The following is a 14,713-nucleotide window of genomic DNA, read 5'->3' on the forward strand; positions in this document are numbered from 1 at the left end:
GTGGACCTGACGCTGCTGTACCGGGGGCCGCTCGCCTCCTGCGACTACGACTGCCCGTACTGCCCGTTCGCCAAGCGGCGGGACAGCCCGGAGACGCTGCGCGCCGACCGGGCGGCGCTGGAGCGGTTCACCGGCTGGGCCGCCGGACAGGACGGGGACCGGCTGCGGATCCTGTTCACGCCGTGGGGCGAGGGCCTGGTCCGCTCCTGGTACCGGCGGGCGCTGGTGGAGCTGTCGCGGCTGCCGCACGTGGAGCGGGTGGCGATCCAGACCAACCTGAGCTGCCGGACCGGCTGGCTCGACGAGGCCGATCTCGGCTCGCTGGCCCTGTGGTGCACGTACCACCCCGGCCAGACGCCGTACGACCGCTTCCTCGGCAAGGCGCTCGACCTCGCCGCCCGGGGCGTCCGCTTCAGCGTGGGCGTCGTGGGCCTGCCCGAGCACCGGGGGGAGGCGGTGCGGCTGCGGGCGGCGCTGCCGGACCACGTCTACCTGTGGGTGAACGCGGCGGAGGGGCACACGTACACGGACGCGGAGGCGGCGGCCTGGACGGAGATCGACCCGCTCTTCGGCTACAGCCGGCATCCGCACCGCTCGGCGGGGCTGCCCTGCCGGACCGGCGAGTCGGTGGTGTCGGTCGACGGGGAGGGCACGGTGCGGCGCTGCCACTTCGTCAGGGCCGAGCTGGGCAACCTGTACGACGGTTCGTACCGTGCCGCGCTGCGCCCCCGGGCCTGTCCCCTCGCCGTCTGCGACTGTCACATCGGCTATGTGCACCTGGAGACGCTGCCGCTGTACGACGTGTTCGCCGGCGGGGTCCTGGAGCGGATCCCCGCCGGCCGTCCGGGAGCTACAGGGGCATGAGGTCGGGGCGCTTGGCCTCCACGTGGTCGCCGGAGCTCTCGCCGCGCAGCCGCCGCCCGATCCACGGCACCAGGTACTCGCGCGCCCAGTGGATGTCGTCCCGGCGGACCTCCAGCGGGCCCCGGACGGGCAGCGGGGGCCACGCCTGGTCGGGGTCGGCCGGGACCGGCAGGCCGAGGACCTGCGCGGCGCGCAGCGCGACCCTGGTGTGTCCCTCGGGCGAGAGGTGCAGCCGGTCGTCGTCCCAGGCGCGCCGGTCCTGGACGGAGCGGAGCGACCACAGGTCGAGGACCGGGCAGTCGTAGCGGTCGGCGATGGCGCGGACGTGGGCCGTGTACGTGGCGATCTTGCCGCGCAGGTGCTTGAGGACGGGCACGTCCCGGGTGTCGAAGCCGGTGGTGACCATCACGGTGCCGACGGCGGAGGTGAGGTCCCGGACGGCCCGCTCGAAGCGTTCGGCGACGTCGTCGGGGTCGGTGCCGGGGCGGATGATGTCGTTGCCGCCCGCGCAGAAGGTCACGAGGTCGGGGGCGAGCTCCTTCGCCCGGGGGACCTGCTCGGCCACGATCTGGTCGAGGAGGCGTCCGCGGACGGCCAGGTTGGCGTAGCGGAAGTCCTCGGGGTCCGGCAGCTGGTCGGCGAGGAGCACCGCGAAGCGGTCGGCCCAGCCGACGTAGGTGCCGGCGGGTCCGGGGTCGCCGACGCCCTCCGTGAAGCTGTCACCGATCGCCGCGTACGACCCGAATGACCCGAACGCGTTCTTGTCTGTTTCTCTCGAATCGTCTGCCACGGCAGCACATCCTTCCGTTTCGGATGTGACCTACGCGACCGTAAGGAGGGGTTGACGGCGGGTGATATATGCCACCGATAAAGAATTTGCCAAGCCGGAATAGGGCGAAGGCCCGGCACCGAGGGGTGCCGGGCCTTCGTGCGGCCGTGGAGCCGGACGGGTCAGATCGACACGCCGTGCTGGCGCAGGTAGGCCAGCGGGTCGATGTCCGCGCCGTAGCTGGGCGAGGTGCGGATCTCGAAGTGCAGGTGCGGGCCGGTGGAGTTGCCGGTGGAGCCGGAGAGGCCGATCTGCTGGCCGCCGGTCACCGACTGGCCGGAGGAGACGGAGAGGGAGGAGAGGTGGGCGTACTGCGAGTAGTTGCCGTCGGCGTGCTGGATGACGACCTCGTTGCCGTAGGCCCCGCTCCAGCCGGCGGAGACGACCGTGCCGGCGCCGACGGCGCGGACGGTGGTGCCGGAGGAGGCGATGAAGTCGGCGCCGGTGTGGTAGCCGGAGGACCACATGGAGCCGGAGGCGCGGTACGGGGTGGAGACGCCGCCGGCGACCGGGGCGACCCAGCCGGAGGAGGCGGCCGGGGCGGCGGCGGCCGGGGCCGCGGCGCGCTCGGCGGAGCGCGAGGCGCGGGTCTGCTCGCCGGCGGCGGCCTTCGGGGCGGCCTTGCGCTCGGCCTTCGGAGCGGCCTCGGCGGCCTTCGGGGCGGCCTTGGCGGCGGGCTTCGGGGCGGCGGCCTTCGCGGTGTTCTTGGCGCCGAGGGTGAGCTTCATGCCCGGGAGGATGAGCGAGGGGTCCTCGCCGACGACCTGGCGGTTGTCGGAGTAGAGCTTCTGCCAGCCGCCGGCGACGTTCTGCTCGGCGGCGATCTTGGACAGGTAGTCGCCGGCGACGACGGAGTACGCCTTCGGCGCGGCGGCCTTGGCGGCGGGGGCGGCCTGGACGTGGGCGGCGGCGCTCACGACGCCGGCGGAGACGGCGGCCGGGGCGGCCTGCTCGGCGGCGTGGGCTCCGGTGGCGCCGATGAGCGGCAGGGCGACGACGGCGCCGCCGGTGCCGGCGGCCACGAGGCCACGGGTCAGGAAGGTGGACTTCTGGCGGCGGTGCTTACCGTTCACGGGCATGGCGAATTCCTCTCCGGCGCCTGCGAGGTGAGCTGTCGGGTTCGGACTGGAGATGTCCGGCCGCGTGTGTCACGCGACTTCACCCCGAGCCGTCCTGCGTCGCGGGACCGGCGTACTTCCTTGGGTCCCCCGCTCCTGCCACGCGATGGAAGGGGTCGAATTCCGGACGGTGGCAGGATTCGGCGGTCCGACCGGATTGACGGCGACGCTAGACGAGCGGGGTCGGCGCGAACAAGCCGCCGTATTCGACAGGCATTCCGGGGCGATCTTCGGGCCCGGAATTCCGGTCACCCTCCGTCGATGACGGTCCCTCGAATCCCTTTTCAGGGCGGGTGATTGGAGCGGGGCGTCGGCCACGATCCGTCACCTTTATGACGCTGCTCACGCGCGGAATTCCATCTCACCCTCAACCAGGGCGCGTTACCCCAAGGCATTTCAATACGGACAGATCGCCCATTACCGACCAGGGGGGTGCGCCGCGACCCGCGCCCCGGGATGATTGCGGGGGGAACCGATCTCGTCCGGTCCCGTGAACACCTCACCCCCAGGAGCATCCGTGACGCAGCAGTTGCCGCAGGTCCAGCCCCTCGAACCCGGCGAGCCCGAGCTCGTGGAGGTCCGCAACTTCCGGGACGTGGGCGGCCTGCCGACGACGGACGGGCGCGCGGTCCGCCCCGGCACCCTCTTCCGCAGCGGCCACCTCGCCGACGCCACCGAGTCCGACGCGGCCTTCCTCGACGGCCTCGGCCTGCACACGATCTTCGACTTCCGCAACGCGGCCGACGCGAAGGTGGAGGGGCCGGACGTCGAGCTGCCGGGCGTACGGAACGTGAACATACCGCTGAGCGACCCGGCCGACGGCAAGGAGTTCTGGCGGATGGTGCGCGAGGGCGACCTCGACACGCTGCGGGGCCTGCTGGGCGACGGCAAGGCGGCGGAGCGGATGACGGTCTCGTACCGCCGGATGATCGTGGAGCGGACCGTCGAGCACAGCCGGGTCCTGCACGCCCTCGCCGAGGACTCCGTCCCGGCCCTGATGCACTGCGCGGCCGGCAAGGACCGCGCCGGGCTCTCGATCGCCATCACCCTGCTCGCGCTGGGCGTGGAGCGCGAGGCGATCGAGGCCGACTACGTGAAGTCCGACGCCCCGCACCGCCGCTACAAGGTGCGCCGCAGCTCCACCGCCCGGGACGCGATGGCGCCCGAGGTGATGGAGCTGCTGAGCCCGCTCTTCGACGCGCGGGTGGAGTACCTCCGGGCCGCGTTCGAGACGATCGACGCGACCTGGGGCTCGGTGGACGCCTATCTCGCGGACGGCCTCAAGCTGGCGCCCGAGACCCGCGAGCGGCTGCGGGAGCGGTTCCTCACGGAGGCGTGAGGAGGCCGCCGTCCCGGGATCCGGCTACTGGTTCTGCCCGCCGAGCATGAAGAGCAGGTAGAGGAAGCCGGCGAAGAGGTGACCGGCGATCAGGTACGCGAAGAGGCGGAGCACCAGCCCCTTGGGGAACTTGCCCTCACCGCGCTCCTCGCCGGTGACCGGGGCGGAATTCACTGACTTGTCGGACATGTCGGTCAACCCTTCAGAACTCAGCGGGGATGCGGGGCGCCGCCGCCCAGACACAGCTCGGCGGCGGGGCTCTGCAACAGCGTATGGACGAACAGCACCTCGGCACCGGCGCGGCCGGCCGCGCCGATCCGGTGCGGGGTGAGCGAGTCGAAGTGGGCGCTGTCCCCGGGATCGAGCAGGTGCACGGTCTCGCCGAGCGCGAGCCGCACCCGCCCCTCGAGGACGTGCAGCCACTCCTCGCCCGGGTGGACGCGCACGATGTCGGCCCGGGTGGCGTAGGGCACGTGGACGCGCAGGCACTGCATGGCCCGGCCCGCGCCACCGGCCTGCCGGTAGACCCAGCCGTCGGCCTCGACGGGCTCGGAGCGCCCGGCCCGGATCACCGGGTCGCGCTCGGGCGGGGTCTCCCCCAGCAGCTCGGCGACCGTCGTACCGTAGATACGGGCGAGGGCCAGCAGCATCGGCAGCGAGGGCTGCCGGTTCCCGGTCTCCAGGCGCGAGAGGTGCGCCGGGGAGAGTCCGGCCCGCTGGGCGGCCGCCTCCAGGGTGAGCCCCCTGCGCCGGCGCAGGGCCCGCAGCTGCGGGGCGACGTCCGGCAGGATGTCGGGGGTGGCGGTTTCCGGGGCGGGGCCCCGGGGGACGTGGTCCATGAGTCCATTCCGCCAGGTTCGTGCCTCTGAGGCAAATTTCTTGCCCCAGAGGCAAAAACCGGCGGAGGTGACCGTCAGCGCTGGGCGACCGCCTGCTTGACCAGCGTCTTCCCGAAGTCCCAGAGCAGCCCCCCACCGCCGTGGGCGTCCTCCATGACCTCCGTGAACGCGGCGACGAAGCGGTCCACGTCCGCCTCGTCGATCACCAGCGGCGGGATCAGCTTGATCACCTCCAGATGGTCCCCGGAGACCTGGGTGAGGATCCGGTGCCGCTGGAGCAGCGGGACCACCACCATCTGCGCGAAGAGCCCCTTGCGGGCCGTCTGGAGCATCGCCCAGCGCCCGCGCAGCCCCAGCGAGCTCGGCCGGCCGAACTCGATCCCGATCATCAGCCCCCGTCCGCGCACCGCGTGCAGCAGCTCGTACCGGGGCACCAGCTCCTCCAGGCGGCCCTTCAGGAGCCCGCCGACCCGCCGCACGTGCGCGACCGTCCCCTCGGACTCCATCACCGAGAGCACGGCGAGGCCCGCCGCCATCGCCTGGGCGTTGCCCCCGAAGCTGGCCGAGTGGACCAGCACGCGGTCCATGGACGAGTAGACCTTCTTGAAGATCCACTCCTTGCCGAGGGTCGCGCCGACCGGCACGTACCCGCCGGAGAGCGCCTTCGCCACGCAGACCAGATCCGGCTCGACCCCCTCCTCGTGCTGGTACGCGTAGAAGTCGCCGGTCCGGCCGAGGCCGGTCTGCACCTCGTCGGCGATCAGCAGCGCCCCGTGCCGGCGCAGCAGCGCCTGGGCCGCCGCGAGGAAGCCCGGCGGGGCCTCCTGGACTCCCTTGCCCTGGATCGGCTCGACCACGAAGGCGGCCACGTCCCCCTTGCGGAGCTCGCGCTCCAGCGCGTCGAGGTCGCCGAGGGCGATCGGCGTGTCCGGGAGCAGGGGGTCGAAGCCCGCCCGGAAGCCCTCCTCGCCGTTGACGGAGAGGGCGCCGGTGGTGAGGCCGTGGAAGGCGTGGTCGCAGTAGACGATCCTCGGCCGGCCCGTGGCGTACCGGGCGAACTTCAGGGCGGTCTCGACGGCCTCGGTGCCGCTGTTGCCGAAGAAGACCCGGTCGAGGTGGGGGCTGTGGGCCAGCAGCCGCTCGGCGAGCAGTCCGGGCAGCGGCGGGCAGTCGAAGCGGGTGAGGTCGGGCAGGTCCGCGTCGAGCACGTCGTGCAGGGCGCGGCGGACGACGGGGTGGTGCCGGCCGAGGCCCATGACGCCGAAGCCTGCGAGCATGTCGAGGTGGTCGTTGCCCTCGGCGTCCCAGAAGTGGGCGCCGGCGGCCCGCTCGTAGACCTTGTCGAAGCCGATGGTGTGCAGCATCCGCGGCAGCTGCGGGTTGAGGTGGCGGGCGTGCAGCCCGTACCGCTCGCCGCCCCGCTCGGCGAGCAGCGCCCGCAGGTCGAAGCCGTCGGTCATGGCCGGCCCCTCAGCGCCCCGGGACGGACTCGCGGACCGCCCGGAGCGACTCCTTGAGCGAGCCCATGGTGGCGAGGACGGCGGTGGGCTCGTATCCGCAGTGCGCCATGCAGTTGGCGCAGCGCGGGTCCTTGCCGCGGCCGTACTTGTCCCAGTCGGTCTCCTCCACGAGCTCGCGGTAGGTGGGGACGTAGCCGTCGCTCATCAGATAGCAGGGGCGCTGCCACCCGAAGAGGGAGTAGTTGGGGATCGCCCAGGCGGTGCAGGGGAAGTCGGCCTTTCCTTCGAGGAAATCGAGGAAGAGCGGCGAGTGGTTGAGGCGCCAGCGGCGCCGGTTCCCGCCGGCGAAAGCCTTCTTGAAGAGTTCCCTGGTCTGTTCGACGCCGAGGAAGTGCTCCTGGTCGGGCGCCTTCTCGTAGGCGTAGGCGGGCGAGATCATCATTTCGTCGACCTGGAGGTCGTCGTTGAGGAAATTCAGCACCTCGATGATCGTCTGCGGGGTGTCCGTGTTGAAGAAGGTCGAATTGGTGGTGACCCGGAATCCGCGCCGCTTGGCCTCCTTGATCGCCGCCACGGCCTCGTCGAACACGCCTTCCTTCGCCACGGACTCGTCGTGGCGTTCGCGCAGTCCGTCGATGTGGACGGCGAAGGCGAAATAGGGGGACGGCGTGAAGTCGTCGAGCTTCTTGCGGAGCAGCATCGCGTTGGTGCAGAGGAAGACGTACTTCCGGCGGGCGACCAGCTGGCGCACGATCTCGTGGATCTGAGGGTGCATCAGGGGTTCGCCGCCGGCGATGGAGACCATCGGGGCGCCGGACTCCAGCACGGCGCCGACCGCCTGGGCGACCGGCATGCGCTGCTTGAGGACTCCGGCCGGGTGCTGGATCTTGCCGCAGCCCTCGCATTTGAGGTTGCAGGCGTAGAGCGGCTCCAGCTCGACGATGAGGGGGAACTTGTCCCGCTTGCGGAGCTTCTGTTCGAAGAGATAGGTCCCGACCCGGACGGACTGACGGAGCGGCATGGCCATAACTCGCTCACCTCCTGGGGAGCAGCAGAGAACGGTGCCATTCGAAGAAAGCGGGAAGGACGGCACGAAGGACGCGGAAGGCCGATATTCCCCCGCGTACCGTGCCGATACGGACCAGTTCGTGTTCGGGGGCGTCCACGACCACCCGTACGGCGGCAACGGGCCTCGGTCCGGCCGCCCGGGCCGTACGGAGGGTGGCGGCGGACTCCATGTCGACGGCGATCGCCCCGCCGGCCGCCAGCGCGGCCCGCTCGGGGCCCCGCACCACGTGGTCGGAGCCGGTCAGCGGCCCGGTGTGCACGGTCCGCCCGGGGAGCGCCCTGGTCAGCGCCTTGACGAGCAGGTCGGTGCCGTCGCAGGCGGTGGCGCCGCCGGCGCCGCGGGTCTCCTCGGCGACGACCAGGTCTCCGGGGTGCATCCCGGGCGCGAGCCCGGCGCAGAAGCCGGAGGCGATGACGGCGGCGCCGCCCCAGCCGTCCCGGGCCAGCGCCCGGGAGACCCCGCGGGTCGCGTGGGCGGGTCCCATGCCGGTGCGGACCACCCGGACCGGTCCCGGCGCCCCGTCCCGGTCGCCGCCCCGCAGGGCGAGGCGCTCGATGCCGAGGGCGCAGGCGATCAGCAGCGGCGGGGCGGCCCCGGCGTCCCCCGCCGGGTGGCGGTGGTCCATCACCCCTCCCCGTGGTGGAGCGCGGGTTCGCCGTGCAGGTACCGGCCGAGGGCGGTGAGCGGGAAGACCTGCCGGTAGAGGTGGTAGTTGATGGAGAAGTCCCAGGGGAAGCCGGTGCCGGTGAAGTAGGGCTCGTCCCAGGAGCCGTCCTCGAGCTGGGTCTCGGCCAGGAAGGCCACGCCCCGGCGGGCGGTCTCGGAGTCGCGCTCCCCGGCGGCGAGGAGGGCGATGAGGGCCCAGGCGGTCTGCGAGGCGGTGGAGGTGCCCCGGGCGATCCAGGACCGGTCGTCGTACGAGCGCAGGTCCTCGCCCCAGCCGCCGTCCGGGTTCTGGACGGAGGCGAGCCAGGCGACGGCCCGGCGGACCGCCGGGTGGCCGGCCGGGACGCCGGCGGCGGCGAGGGCGGGCAGCACCGAGCCGGTGCCGTAGACGTAGTTGACGCCCCAGCGGCCGAACCAGGCTCCGTTCGGGTCCTGTTCGGCGAGCAGCCAGTCGATTCCCCTGAGGGTGCGGGGGTCGTCGGCCAGGCCCTCGTGGGCCAGCATCTCCACCACGTGGGCGGTGACGTCGGCGGAGGGCGGGTCGATGACCTCGCCGAAGTCGCAGAAGGGCAGCTTGTTCGGCAGGACGCCGGTGTTGTCGGCGTCGAAGGCGGCCCAGGCGCCGTTGCCGGACTGCATGCCGGCGGTCCAGCGGGTGGCGCGGCGGACGGCCGCGTCGACCCGGGCAGGGTCGGGGTGGCGGACCCGGCGCAGGGCGAGGACCACCTCGGCGGTGTCGTCGATGTCCGGGTAGTTGTCGTTGTGGAACTCGAACGCCCAGCCGCCGGGCGGGAGTCCGGGGCGGCGCACCGCCCAGTCGCCGGCCTTGGTGATCTCCTCGCCGAGCATCCAGTCCGCGGCCTTCACGAGCGCCGGGTGGTCGGCAGGCAGACCGGCGTCGGCGAGGGCGATGGTGGCGAGGCAGGTGTCCCAGACGGGCGACTGGCACGCCTCGATCATCCGCACCGGGCCCTCGGGCTCCTCGCGCCAGACGGCGAACCGGTCCAGGGACTCCAGGCCGGCCCGCATGACGGGGTGCTCCAGGTCGTAGCCGAGCAGGTGGAGGGCGATCACCGAGTAGACGGCCGGCGGCTGGATGCCGCCCCAGCAGCCGTCGTTCTCCTGCCGTTCGACGATCCACCGGGCGGCCGAGTTCATCGCCGCCCTGCGCAGTCCCGGCAGGGCGACGCGGTGGTAGAGGTGCAGGGCCTTGTCGAGGCGCTGGAAGACGCCGTCCCAGCCGGTGAGCGGGGCGAGCGGGCGCGGGGGCGACGGGCGGTCGGGATCGGTGTGCAGCTCGTCGAGGGGGAAGGGCGCGGGGCGGACCGGGCGCTTCGCGGAGACGATGGTGAGCGGCACGATGGTCTGCCGGGCCCAGCAGCCGAAGTCGTAGATGTTCAGCGGGAACCACGACGGCAGGAGGACGAGCTCGGGCGGCAGTTCGGGCAGGTCCTCCCAGCGCCACCAGCCGAAGAGGGCCAGCCAGATCCGGGTGAAGACGCGGGCGGAGGCGATCCCGCCGCGGGCCCGGACGCAGGAGGCGGCGCGGGCCATGTGCGGGGCCTCGGGCCGGTCCCCGGCGAGCCGCAGGGCGACGTACGCCTCGACGGTGGCGGAGAGGTCGCCGGGGCCGCCGTGGAAGGTGGGCCAGGTGCCGTCCTCGTACTGCCGGCTCCGGATGTGCCGGGCGGCGGCCTCGGTGGTGGCGGGGTCGAGGATGCCGAGGAACTGGCGCAGCAGGAGGTCCTCGGCGTCCATGGTGACGTTGGTCTCCAGGTCGCCCTTCCACCAGCCGTCGGGGGCCTGGCGGGCGAGGAGGTGGTCGGTGGCCCTGCGGGTGGCGAGGGCGGCGGCCTCCTCCAGGAGGCGGGGGGCGGCGGCGAGGCCGTCCGCGGGGGTCGTGCGGTGCTGTGGAGTGGTGCTGGCCGCGGGCGCGAGGGGGCCGAGGGCCCCGGCGTTTCCGTCGGTCGTCGCTGTCATGGCTTCCCCTTCGTGGCAGTCGGTTTCCTCTGCTCCTGCGGGTCTGCCGTCGGCCGGTGCCGGGTGGCACCGGCCGGCGACTGCGCACTCATATCTGGTTGTGGATGATCATTTCTTCCGTACGACGACGAAGTCGGCGAGGGCGATCAGCTGGTCGCGCACCCGGGCGGGCATGTCCACCTCGTGCAGGGCGCGCAGGGCGATCGCGTGCTGGCGGCGGGCTTCCTCGGCGGTCCACTCACGGCCGCCGGCCTCCTCGATGAGGGCGGCGCGGTAGGCGAAGTCCTCCTCGGTGAAGGAGTCGAAGGCGGGCGACTTGGCGTCCTCGGCGAGCAGCCGTCCGAGCCGTTCGGACGCCTCCCCGCCGGCCGCGAGGGCGGCGACGACGGGCAGCGACTTCTTCCGCTGCCGCAGGTCGCTCCAGGTCTGCTTGCCGGTGGCCTCCGGGTCGCCCCAGATGCCGAGGAGGTCGTCGACGGCCTGGAAGGCGAGGCCGAGGTGGTAGCCGTACTCCTCCAGCTTGTCGGCGGTGCGGTCGTCGGCGCCGCCGAGGACGGCTCCGATGGAGACGGCGCAGGCGAGGAGGGCGCCGGTCTTGTTGCCCTCCATCTCCAGGCACTCCTCGACGGTGACCCGCTCGCGGTGCTCGTAGGAGATGTCCTGGGCCTGACCGTCGATCAGCTTGCGGTTGGCGGTGGTCAGCCGGCGGGTGGCGCGGCCGGCCTCGACGGTGCCGAGCTCCAGGAGGACCTCGTTGGCGAGGGCGGAGAGCGCGTCGCCGACCAGGATGGCCTGGGCGGGGCCGAACACCTTCCACACCGTGTCGCGGTGGCGGCGCTGTTCGTCGCCGTCCATCAGGTCGTCGTGCAGCAGCGAGAAGTTGTGCACCAGCTCGACGGCGACGGCGCCGGGGACGCCGACCTCGGGTGCGGCTCCCGCGGCCTCGGCGGAGAGCAGGGCGAGCGCGGGGCGCACGGCCTTCCCGCTGTCGGCGTCGGTGGGGTTGCCCTCGGCGTCGATCCAGCCGAAGTGGTAGGCGGCCACGGTGTCCATGGGCGGCGCGAGCCGGCCGACGGCCGCCCGCATGACGGGGGTGGACAGGGCCCGCCCCCTCTCCAGCAGGGCGGTCACGTCCGCGGTGTCGACGGCCGGGGTCCCCGGGGGCACGGTCGGCACGGTCTCTCCTCTAGTTCCTGTGATCACACTCATGCCGCCTCCTGCAGCGGATGGTCGTGGCGGCGGCCGAAGGCGGAGAGCGCCGCGCCCGCGGCGCTGAAGCCGCTTCGGACGGCACCTTCCATGGTCGCGGGCCAGCCGGTGGCGGTCCAGGCGCCGGCCAGGTACAGGCCGGGCGCACGGGTGCGGGCAGCGGGGCGGAGGCGCCCGACGCCGGGGGTGGGGGCGAAGGTGGCGGTCCGTTCCCGGGTGACGAAGAAGTCGCGGACCACGGCGCCGCGGGTGGCGGGCAGCAGCCGTTCCAGCTCCGGCAGGTAGCGCTCGCGGAGGGCGGCGACGGGTGCGTCGATCTCGTCCTGCGCGGCGGACTGCGAGACGGCCAGGTACTGGCCGCCGCCGTCGAGTCCGGAGGACTCGGTGCGGTCGAAGACCCACTGGACCGGGGAGCCGAGGGCGGTGAAGAAGGGCCGCTTCAGCACCTTGCGGTCGTAGACCACGTGCAGGTCGAGGATGGGCGCGGTGCCGATGTCGAGGAGCCGGTCGGCGTCGTCGAGCGCGCCCTCGGGGAGCAGGCCGTGGGTCTCGGTCTGCGGCACGGCGAGGACGACGGCGTCGGCGCGCAGGGTCTCGCCGGGCACCTCGACGGTCCACCGGCCGTCGTCGGTGCGGGAGATCCGCTCGGCCTTGGTGCGCAGCAGGGTCCGGACGCCCAGGCCGTCGAGGGCCTTGGCGGCGAGGGTGTCGTGGAGGTGGCCGAGCGGCACGTGGGCCCAGCCGATGTCGGCGGCGCCGGGATCGGTGAGCAGCCCGGTCTTGAAGACCATGGCGGCGAGCCCCATGGAGGCGTCGGTGGCGGGGGCGTTGAGGGTGGGGATGCCGACCAGGTCCCACAGCGCCTCGATGGCCCGGGGCGACTGGCCGTGGCGGCCGAGCCAGGTGGCGAAGTCCACGCCGTCGAGGGCCGGGTCCGCGGGGTCGAGCTTCTTCAGCGCGAGGGCGGCGCGGCCGACGGAGGCGCGTTCGGCGAGGGAGAGGTGGGGGTACGTGGCGAGGCTGCGGGCCAGGTGGAAGGGGACCGGCAGCGGGTCGCGGCGGATCCGGCCGAGGCGGGGGCCGCGGGGGTGGGCGACGTCGAGGACGGGCACGTCGAGCCGGTCCTGGAGCGGGGCGAGGCGGGCGCCGCCGACGCGGTCGAGGAACCAGCGGTAGGCGGTGCAGCAGCGTAGGTAGACGTGCTGGCCGTTGTCGACGGTGAGGTCGCCGCGGCGGAAGGAGAAGGCGAGGCCGCCGAGGCGGGGCCGTCCTTCGAGGAGCGTGACGCCGACTCCGGCGTCGGCGAGCTGGAGCGCCGCGGTGACGCCGGCGAGCCCGCCGCCGACGACGACGGCCGTCGGGGCGGTGGTGTCGGAGGGCGTGCCGTGGGGGGCGGCCATCAGGTGCGCCTCCTGACGGTGGAGCGGGCGATGTGGCGGGCGTCGAGGCCGGAGAGGCCGCGGACGGCGACGTACGCCTTCTCGGGCCCCGGCAGCGAGACCCGGCCGCGGAGCACGGCGGCGGGGTCGCGCTCGATGCGGTCGAGGAGCCGGCGGTAGATGCCGGCCATGGCGGCGACGCAGGCGCCGCTGCGCCGGTCGAGCATCGGCAGCAGCCGGTACCCCTCGGCGAAGAGGGCGCGGGCGCGGCGGACCTCGAAGTGGACGAGCCCCGCGAAGTCGGCGCCGGACGGCAGGACGGGGGCGGCGAAGCCGTCCTCGCAGCCGAAGCGGGCGAGGTCGTCGGCGGGCAGGTAGGTGCGGCCGTTGCCGGCGTCCTCGCGGACGTCCCGGAGGATGTTGGTGAGCTGGAGCGCGAGGCCGAGGGTGTCGGCGTACGCGGCGGCCCGGTGGGCTCCGGCGGCGCCCGGCTGGGTGCCGAAGACGCCGAGGGAGAGCCGGCCGATGGCGCCGGCGACGCACCGGCAGTAGACCGCGAGGTCGTCCCAGGTGCGGTAGGTGGCGCCCCGGACGTCCATGAGGACGCCGTCGATGAGCTCGTCGAGCCCTTCGAGGGGGATCGGGAAGCGGCGGGCGGAGTCGGCGAGGGCGACGGCGACGGGGTCGGTGTCGTCCTCGTCGACGTCGTCCTTGCGGACCCGGTCGAGCAGGGTGCGGGTGGCCTCCAGGCGTTCCCGCTTGACCTCGGGGGCGAGGGTGCCGTCGCCGATGTCGTCGACGCGCCGGGAGAAGGCGTACAGGGCCGACATGGCCTGCCGCTTGTCGGCGGGCAGGAGGCGGATGCCGTAGGCGAAGTTGCGGGCCTGCTGCCCGGTGACTGCCTCGCAGTAGCTGTACGCGGCCTGCACGGGCGCGGACGGCCGGGCCGTTTCCTCGACGGTCACGATGCCCCCTCTCGTCGCGCCCGGAGCAGGACCGCTCCCGCCTGGCGCGTCAGGCTCGGCTTGGTGGGCTTCGGCGGTCCGGCGAGGACGTCGAAGCCGGCGTCGGCGATGGCGTCGAGCGCGGCGAGTCCGCCGGCGGTGAAGCCGGTGAGGAGCAGGCGGAGGCGGCCGCGGACGCTGCCGACGAGGGGGGTTCCGGCGTGCAGCAGGGCGCGGGCGCGCTCGGCCTGGAAGGCGACGAGGGAGCGTACGGCGGCGCCGGCGGTGGGCCGGGCGAGGTCGTCCTCGGTGACGTGGAAGCGCTTGAGGTCCTCGGCGGGGAGGTAGATCCGGTCGCGGCCGAGGTCCTCGGCGACGTCCTGGAGGTGCTCGACGAGCTGGAGGGCGGTGCAGATCTCGTCGGAGCGGCGGATCCGCTCGGGGGTGGCGGTGCCGGTGATGCCGAGGACGAGCCGGCCGACGGGGTTGGCGGAGAGCTCGCAGTAGGCGAGGAGGTCGTCGTACGTCTCGTACCGGCGCACGAGCTGGTCCTGCCGGTTGGCCCGGATCAGGCCGAGGAAGGGGTCCGGGGTGAGGCCGCGGCGCCGGACGGTGGGCCGGAGGGCGCGCAGCAGCGGGTGACGGGGGGTGCCGTCGAAGACCCGGCGCAGGTCCTCCTCGAAGGCGTCGAGGAGGACGAGCCGGTCGGCGGCCTCCTCGGGGCCGAGGCCCAGCAGGCGGGCGTCGGCGCCGCCGGGGGCGAGGTCGCCGTCGCCGATGTCGTCGACGAGGCGGGCGTATCCGTAGACGGCCATGAGGTCCTCGCGCCAGGCGCGGGGCAGGAAGAAGGGGGCCACGGGGAAGTTCTCGTCCGCGGCCTTGCCGAGCGTGGTGCGCGAGGGGTCGTCGGCGCGCACGTACCGGGGAGCCGTCACCGGGCGGCGCCCGGCGCGGGGACGGCGACACCCACGTGAAGCTGGAGATTCTGCGTCATGGCCGTCATATCTCCCGTTCTAC

At 73.5% G+C, this 14,713-nt stretch carries 14 protein-coding genes and 1 riboswitch; of the genes, 2 read left to right on the forward strand and 12 right to left on the reverse strand.

Going from position 1 to position 14,713, the window contains the following annotated elements; genetic code table 11:
• Positions 1-864 carry an STM4011 family radical SAM protein gene (locus ACF1BN_RS01070; protein ID WP_392329474.1) on the forward strand — a complete coding sequence of 288 codons (864 nt, stop codon included), beginning with the start codon at positions 1-3 and terminating at the stop codon, positions 862-864.
• Here the strand turns inward: ACF1BN_RS01070 and ACF1BN_RS01075 are convergent.
• A complete protein-coding gene (locus ACF1BN_RS01075) occupies positions 851-1,654 on the reverse strand; it encodes an SGNH/GDSL hydrolase family protein (RefSeq protein ID WP_392329475.1) in 804 nt (267 codons plus the stop codon). The genes ACF1BN_RS01070 and ACF1BN_RS01075 overlap by 14 nt on opposite strands.
• Positions 1,655-1,815: 161 nt before the next feature.
• Entirely contained in the window at positions 1,816-2,772 is a 957-nt protein-coding gene (locus ACF1BN_RS01080) for a peptidoglycan DD-metalloendopeptidase family protein (RefSeq protein ID WP_392329476.1), read from the reverse strand.
• Between the two features lie 4 nt (positions 2,773-2,776).
• Positions 2,777-2,967, reverse strand: a riboswitch (cyclic di-AMP (ydaO/yuaA leader).
• A 361-nt stretch (positions 2,968-3,328) separates the two neighbouring features.
• Between ACF1BN_RS01080 and ACF1BN_RS01085 the strand changes: the two genes are divergently transcribed.
• A complete protein-coding gene (locus ACF1BN_RS01085; RefSeq protein ID WP_392329477.1) occupies positions 3,329-4,150 on the forward strand; it encodes a tyrosine-protein phosphatase in 822 nt (273 codons plus the stop codon).
• Between the two features lie 24 nt (positions 4,151-4,174).
• On the opposite strand, the gene ACF1BN_RS01090 is transcribed toward ACF1BN_RS01085, so the two are convergent.
• The 10 genes from ACF1BN_RS01090 to hpnC all read right to left on the reverse strand — a co-directional run bounded on the left by ACF1BN_RS01090 (position 4,175) and on the right by hpnC (position 14,631).
• On the reverse strand, positions 4,175-4,339 hold the full coding sequence (locus ACF1BN_RS01090) for a DUF6126 family protein (protein WP_189848334.1): 165 nt from the start codon (positions 4,337-4,339) through the stop codon (positions 4,175-4,177).
• A gap of 20 nt (positions 4,340-4,359) precedes the next feature.
• Positions 4,360-4,989 (reverse strand): helix-turn-helix domain-containing protein, encoded by a 630-nt coding sequence (locus tag ACF1BN_RS01095; protein WP_392329478.1) that lies wholly within the window; start codon positions 4,987-4,989, stop codon positions 4,360-4,362.
• Between the two features lie 74 nt (positions 4,990-5,063).
• The gene (locus ACF1BN_RS01100) at positions 5,064-6,449 is read right to left on the reverse strand and encodes an aspartate aminotransferase family protein (protein ID WP_392329479.1); all 1,386 of its coding nucleotides are present in this window, start codon (positions 6,447-6,449) and stop codon (positions 5,064-5,066) included.
• A 10-nt stretch (positions 6,450-6,459) separates the two neighbouring features.
• A complete protein-coding gene (gene hpnH, locus ACF1BN_RS01105) occupies positions 6,460-7,476 on the reverse strand; it encodes an adenosyl-hopene transferase HpnH (RefSeq protein WP_392329480.1) in 1,017 nt (338 codons plus the stop codon).
• Positions 7,477-7,483: 7 nt separating this feature from the next.
• Entirely contained in the window at positions 7,484-8,143 is a 660-nt protein-coding gene (locus ACF1BN_RS01110; protein WP_392329481.1) for a 1-hydroxy-2-methyl-2-butenyl 4-diphosphate reductase, read from the reverse strand.
• On the reverse strand, positions 8,143-10,164 hold the full coding sequence (shc, locus tag ACF1BN_RS01115; RefSeq protein WP_392329482.1) for a squalene--hopene cyclase: 2,022 nt from the start codon (positions 10,162-10,164) through the stop codon (positions 8,143-8,145). The genes ACF1BN_RS01110 and shc overlap by 1 nt, the downstream gene beginning before the upstream one ends.
• A 108-nt stretch (positions 10,165-10,272) precedes the next feature.
• Entirely contained in the window at positions 10,273-11,373 is a 1,101-nt protein-coding gene (locus ACF1BN_RS01120) for a polyprenyl synthetase family protein (protein WP_392329483.1), read from the reverse strand.
• Complete coding sequence (gene hpnE / locus ACF1BN_RS01125) at positions 11,370-12,773, reverse strand: hydroxysqualene dehydroxylase HpnE (RefSeq protein WP_392329484.1); 1,404 nt, start codon at positions 12,771-12,773, stop codon at positions 11,370-11,372. The genes ACF1BN_RS01120 and hpnE overlap by 4 nt, the downstream gene beginning before the upstream one ends.
• Positions 12,773-13,717 (reverse strand): presqualene diphosphate synthase HpnD, encoded by a 945-nt coding sequence (hpnD, locus tag ACF1BN_RS01130; RefSeq protein ID WP_392329485.1) that lies wholly within the window; start codon positions 13,715-13,717, stop codon positions 12,773-12,775. The genes hpnE and hpnD overlap by 1 nt, the downstream gene beginning before the upstream one ends.
• Entirely contained in the window at positions 13,714-14,631 is a 918-nt protein-coding gene (gene hpnC / locus ACF1BN_RS01135) for a squalene synthase HpnC (protein WP_392329486.1), read from the reverse strand. Before hpnC ends, hpnD begins: the two co-directional genes overlap by 4 nt.
• Positions 14,632-14,713: the final 82 nt, after the last annotated feature.

It is taken from the genome of Streptomyces sp. NPDC014861 (assembly GCF_043081625.1).
GTDB lineage: Bacteria > Actinomycetota > Actinomycetes > Streptomycetales > Streptomycetaceae > Streptomyces.

Coding starts and splice junctions, on each gene's coding strand:
- ACF1BN_RS01095 (WP_392329478.1), bottom strand. CDS start 4,989: ATGGACCACGTCCCCCGGGGCCCCGCCCCGGAAACCGCCACCCCCGAC.
- shc (WP_392329482.1), bottom strand. CDS start 10,164: ATGACAGCGACGACCGACGGAAACGCCGGGGCCCTCGGCCCCCTCGCG.
- ACF1BN_RS01120 (WP_392329483.1), bottom strand. CDS start 11,373: ATGAGTGTGATCACAGGAACTAGAGGAGAGACCGTGCCGACCGTGCCC.
- hpnE (WP_392329484.1), bottom strand. CDS start 12,773: ATGGCCGCCCCCCACGGCACGCCCTCCGACACCACCGCCCCGACGGCC.
- ACF1BN_RS01110 (WP_392329481.1), bottom strand. CDS start 8,143: ATGGACCACCGCCACCCGGCGGGGGACGCCGGGGCCGCCCCGCCGCTG.
- ACF1BN_RS01100 (WP_392329479.1), bottom strand. CDS start 6,449: ATGACCGACGGCTTCGACCTGCGGGCGCTGCTCGCCGAGCGGGGCGGC.
- ACF1BN_RS01090 (WP_189848334.1), bottom strand. CDS start 4,339: ATGTCCGACAAGTCAGTGAATTCCGCCCCGGTCACCGGCGAGGAGCGC.
- hpnH (WP_392329480.1), bottom strand. CDS start 7,476: ATGGCCATGCCGCTCCGTCAGTCCGTCCGGGTCGGGACCTATCTCTTC.
- ACF1BN_RS01080 (WP_392329476.1), bottom strand. CDS start 2,772: ATGCCCGTGAACGGTAAGCACCGCCGCCAGAAGTCCACCTTCCTGACC.